At 43.5% G+C, this 4287-nt stretch carries 4 protein-coding genes; all 4 read right to left on the bottom strand.

Annotation, left to right across the window (positions count from 1 at the left end; translation table 11 throughout):
* Nucleotides 1-328: 328 nt before the first annotated feature.
* Nucleotides 329-2095 carry a right-handed parallel beta-helix repeat-containing protein gene (locus ACWGB8_RS37970; protein ID WP_041052971.1) on the bottom strand — a complete coding sequence of 589 codons (1767 nt, stop codon included), beginning with the start codon at nucleotides 2093-2095 and terminating at the stop codon, nucleotides 329-331.
* Between the two features lies 1 nt (nucleotide 2096).
* Entirely contained in the window at nucleotides 2097-2726 is a 630-nt protein-coding gene (locus tag ACWGB8_RS37965) for a poly-gamma-glutamate hydrolase family protein (RefSeq protein WP_381151630.1), read from the bottom strand.
* A 313-nt stretch (nucleotides 2727-3039) separates the two neighbouring features.
* Complete coding sequence (locus ACWGB8_RS37960) at nucleotides 3040-3474, bottom strand: hypothetical protein (RefSeq protein WP_041052967.1); 435 nt, start codon at nucleotides 3472-3474, stop codon at nucleotides 3040-3042.
* A gap of 544 nt (nucleotides 3475-4018) precedes the next feature.
* Nucleotides 4019-4287, bottom strand: a 269-nt coding sequence (locus ACWGB8_RS37955; RefSeq protein ID WP_452218221.1) for a YopX family protein, incomplete at its 5' end; no start/stop codon positions are given.

Genomic DNA, 4287 nt, shown 5'->3' with positions numbered 1-4287 from the left:
CTATGATTACTTTGAATGTTCCAAAGCTCCGCCAGTCTTTGATGAACGCCCCACATATGAAACAGTCCCCTTTCTAGAGTAAAGTGATCAAATGCCCGATATAGATATAACAGCCAAGCATGAGGGCCGCCAGCAAGAGAGCGAGTACATTGTTTCCTTTATCCTCTTTTGGCTCTTCTGACCACTTTCGAACAGTTTTTATTTTCATTTTGTTTCCCGCCTTTCGTGTTGTTTAATAAATAGTATGCTTTAAGGAGACAAATGATGCATAAAAAATATTTTTTACCCCCGAAAGGAGACTTCGTTTCTAAAAAATATTCTCGATCTTTTAAACAGCTAAATTAATATTGTCTCTAACATCGTCAGTTTGACTCTTCCAAATTTCACCCCTAATCGTGTTGTGTACTATCGTTGTGTTTGTGGCAGCTGAAGAAGAAACAGGCGTTACAGTGAATTCGTTCATACTGTCAATGTCGTTTCTTATTACTGTTACACCGTCAGTGTTTTGAAGCAGCACGCCATAACCGCCATTTTCATTGCGCTTAAAGCGTATTTTGTTGTTTATTACGCTGTGTTTTCTTCCGCCAGTAAGCAAAATCGCTGTCCTGCCAATGCAATTCTTTATACGGTTATCTTCTACGGTGTTTATATATCGGCTGTCTGCTGTTCCGTCTATTGCGTATGTTCTAGCGTTTTTAATTGTGTTTCCGATCACGTCAACTTCTGAATGGGCTTTCCACATGATACCGCGTCCGGTTCCAGTTAGATCAATAATATTATCGGAAACCTCAGCATCTACTGTTACACCACAACGAATACCGCCGAAACCTTTAATTTTGTTATCTGTGACCACCGTATCTATAGCAGCATCCAAAACAATTGAGTAATCCTGTGTAGAGCCTTCTGTATCATTGTCGCTTACCTTGACATACTTTGATAAATGCACCCTGATATGAACACAATCACCATTGATACGGTTATCTGTTACTAGGGCCATTTCACACAAATACACGTATATACCTTGTGAGGTGCAGCCCTCAACAGTATTATCGTTAACCTTAACGCCTTTCCCCCTGGCAGTAATGCCGTTTTCAAAGCCTATGACTGTATTTCCTGATATATTGGCCCTATTCCCTGTTTCCGTGCTGGATACGCCTATAGAGTCGATACCGTGCGCCCAGGATGATTGACCAGGCTGGCGAATGATTTTATTGTTTGTGATGCTTACGTCTGTGCCGTACCCGTATGAAATGTCATTATCAGCAAAATTACTATCAATAATGACTTCCCCTGCTGTAAATGCCCGAATAGCTCCACGTCCGTTCTCTCTGAATCGGTTTTTCTTGATAATGATTTTGTAAGGATGATCATATTTCAGGCCGCCTTCTCCGAATCCCTCTAGATCAATACCCAGCTGCGGCCCTATTGTGTCGCCGCCGGCATAATTTACGTCATTATCTTCAAATACAAGGCCCTCGCATCCGTTTGTAGCAAAATTGTTTCTTCTCGCTCTCTCTAAAACGCATTTCCTTATTGTGATGCTGCTGGAAGGCGTGTAATCACTATTCCAGTTCATCATACCTTTAGCAGCTACCCAAATATTATCGCCTGTAGCGTGGGTGCATGTGGCTTTTTCGATAGTAACGTTCTTACACCCTCTTATATGGATGCAATAGCCCCATTCGTGCGTTTTCTTGCCTTCTACATAGACATAATCATGATCGTCTCTGTCTCCCATAAAGAAGCCGCCTTCCAGCTCCACATTTTCAAGCAGCTCAAAGTAGAAAATAGAGTATCCTGTGGCACTATTCGGCATAGCGTAAAAGCGTGCTGTTTTTGACATTTTTATTTTCAGGTTTGAAGCTCCGCGAACCCCGCCGCCGTATTCCGGCAAGCTCCCGAACTTACTAACGGGATCAATCAGGAAACGGCCACCAGGAATATAAACGCCGTAATATCCATTCTTGGCCGCGTGCTGGATAGCATCGTTAAAGCCTTGTGTTGTTGCTTCCGCGTTCTCACAGTTCGGATTTATACCCCATTCGTCAAAGTTAATGAAATAATACATCGGTTGTAAGCTTTCAACAGCGCCCATATTAAGCACCCGCCTTTCTGCTTACGTTCGCATTAACAAAGTCGGAAAGGAGATCCGTAAACCGGTAGAACGTTTCATTTTTGGAGACTTCACGGCCATTTAGTGAAAACGTATCGAACATGGCCCGCCGCTGTCCGGTGCTTATTTCTAGCTGGATACTCATTCCGGTTCTATTCTTATTTGCGACATTCGCCGGATCTGTACCGGATAAGGCTGCACCCTCCGGCAATAACTCAGCTGAGAAGCCCGCAGCATTCAAGGTTTCCGTGAGTTTCCCTGCATTTTCCTGATCCGTCCCACCTACTAAAATATGCTTTTCATCTGAAGCATAGCCATGTAGCGACAACGTGAAATCATGCTGGCTTAATAGTTCAAGGGCTTGAGGCTCATCAAAATTCGTGCTAGTGATATGCAAAGATGTATTTCCTGATGCCTTCAAACCTTCAAATAGATACGTGGAATAAGATTTACTTAGCTCCCTGGCAAGCTCACTTGTTCCACCCTCAATCCCGCCGCCGTGAGGCGCAAAGATTAGGACAGACGTTCCAAGCTCTCGCGTGAATATGTTGTAATTCACGGGATCTTCATTAGCCTGCAATTCCTCAAAATTCCGGTACTGATCCGCTGCCATAGCACTGTTTAACCCGATTGTCACAAGGGATAGCACAAGTAGCATTGAAAAACAAAACCGCAGCATGTTATACTTACGGCACTCCGCTACTTTGCGGGGTACTAGGTAGAGAAGGTCAGGCCCGCCAAAGCTCGCCTTCTCTGCCCCCTTACCCTTTTTTGAGGCTCCCACTATTCTATTTTGATTGATAAACACCTTTTATCACTCTCCATTTTAAATTTATTGAATTTTCAAAATATAAAATGCGTTAGCTGTCCTGGTATCACATTTTGACCACCCCCTTAAAGGCTTGAGGTTGTTGCTCCGCGCCCTCCTATATTTTCGCTACTATATAAAAACGATTGCTGTTCACGCTGCCGACATATCCAGTCCAGTTTGACTTGCTGTATAGATTGTATTTGATCAGATATGTTCCTGTTCCATACTCACGCCGGACAGACGGAACACTAAAGCTTTTTACAGGCGTTGATCCGGTAAACGATCCTGAGCCGACTCGCCCTGTGTGTATCAGTCCTTTATCTGACCACTTATACAAGATGGCTTTGTAATACAGGCGTTTTGAGCCTTTCTTTTCTGCCTTGTAGTCGATTGTTGACGCACTCGGACTGTAAGTCGTGGCATCCGTCCAAACTCTTATTGAATGGCCGTTTCTATTCTGCCAGCCTGACCATGCCGCCGAAGCACTTTCCGGAAGTACCATAACCCCCAATGTAATGACAGCAACTAAAGCGAAAATAATCTTTTTCATTTTGCGTCCTCCTTCATTATTTCTTCCAGTAAACTTAAATCGTCAGAATCAATCGCAAGAGTCTGATCCCTGCAAAAAGGGCAATAGATTTCAGACGTACAGGCAGGCCTTTCTAAAAACAACCATTCCTCGCAGTCATCGCAATAGTATCCGATTAATGTTCCGTTCACTTTTGGCATTCCGCGCCCTCCTTCTCTTCCGGCGGCCACCATCCACGAACCAAGTACCCACTGATCGCCGCGGTAACTGACACACAATTTAATCTCAAACTCTGATTGTCGAAATAATACGCCAGAATTATTCCTATGGAATCAGCAACGCCCGACATTATGAGAAGCATCAATACTCTAAATGCAAATTTCACTCCGCGCCCTCCTTCACAGGTAGAAACAGATCAATCATAAACAAGTTAGGGGTGAAAACCCCATCCGGTTTCGCCTTCTCAAATTGAAAAACCTCTACCACGAATCCTAGATCATGCGCCGCTTGTATCCTTTCACACGCTTCTTTTAGGGTTCCGGCTTTGACTGACGTCACAGCTTTTTTATACATTCTCCGCATCCTCCAATAACTCAGTATTTCGGTAAACATCACCGATGATTTCAAGATCGCCTGCCATAAAAGCACCACTACCATTTCCAAGACCTATATCAAGATAAAAACCAGCTTGCTTGTTGTCATACTTAACTACGAACTTCGTATCAGTGTTATGATCCAAAATGAAATCATTGTCATAAATCATCTTTCCGTTCTTATCCTTCAACCCGGTGTTCCACATGAGAGCTGCATTTTTTTGTGTGCTATCTGCAATCC

This window comes from Kitasatospora sp. NPDC054939 (assembly GCF_053610105.1).
Note: the sequence above shows the minus strand (reverse complement) of the source record. Positions and strands in the feature narration are given on the sequence as shown.

Excerpts from the sequence above, each read along its gene's own strand:
- ACWGB8_RS37970 (WP_041052971.1), bottom strand. The coding sequence starts at position 2,095 with ATGGGCGCTGTTGAAAGCTTACAACCGATGTATTATTTCATTAACTTT.
- ACWGB8_RS37965 (WP_381151630.1), bottom strand. The coding sequence starts at position 2,726 with ATGGCAGCGGATCAGTACCGGAATTTTGAGGAATTGCAGGCTAATGAA.
- ACWGB8_RS37960 (WP_041052967.1), bottom strand. The coding sequence starts at position 3,474 with ATGAAAAAGATTATTTTCGCTTTAGTTGCTGTCATTACATTGGGGGTT.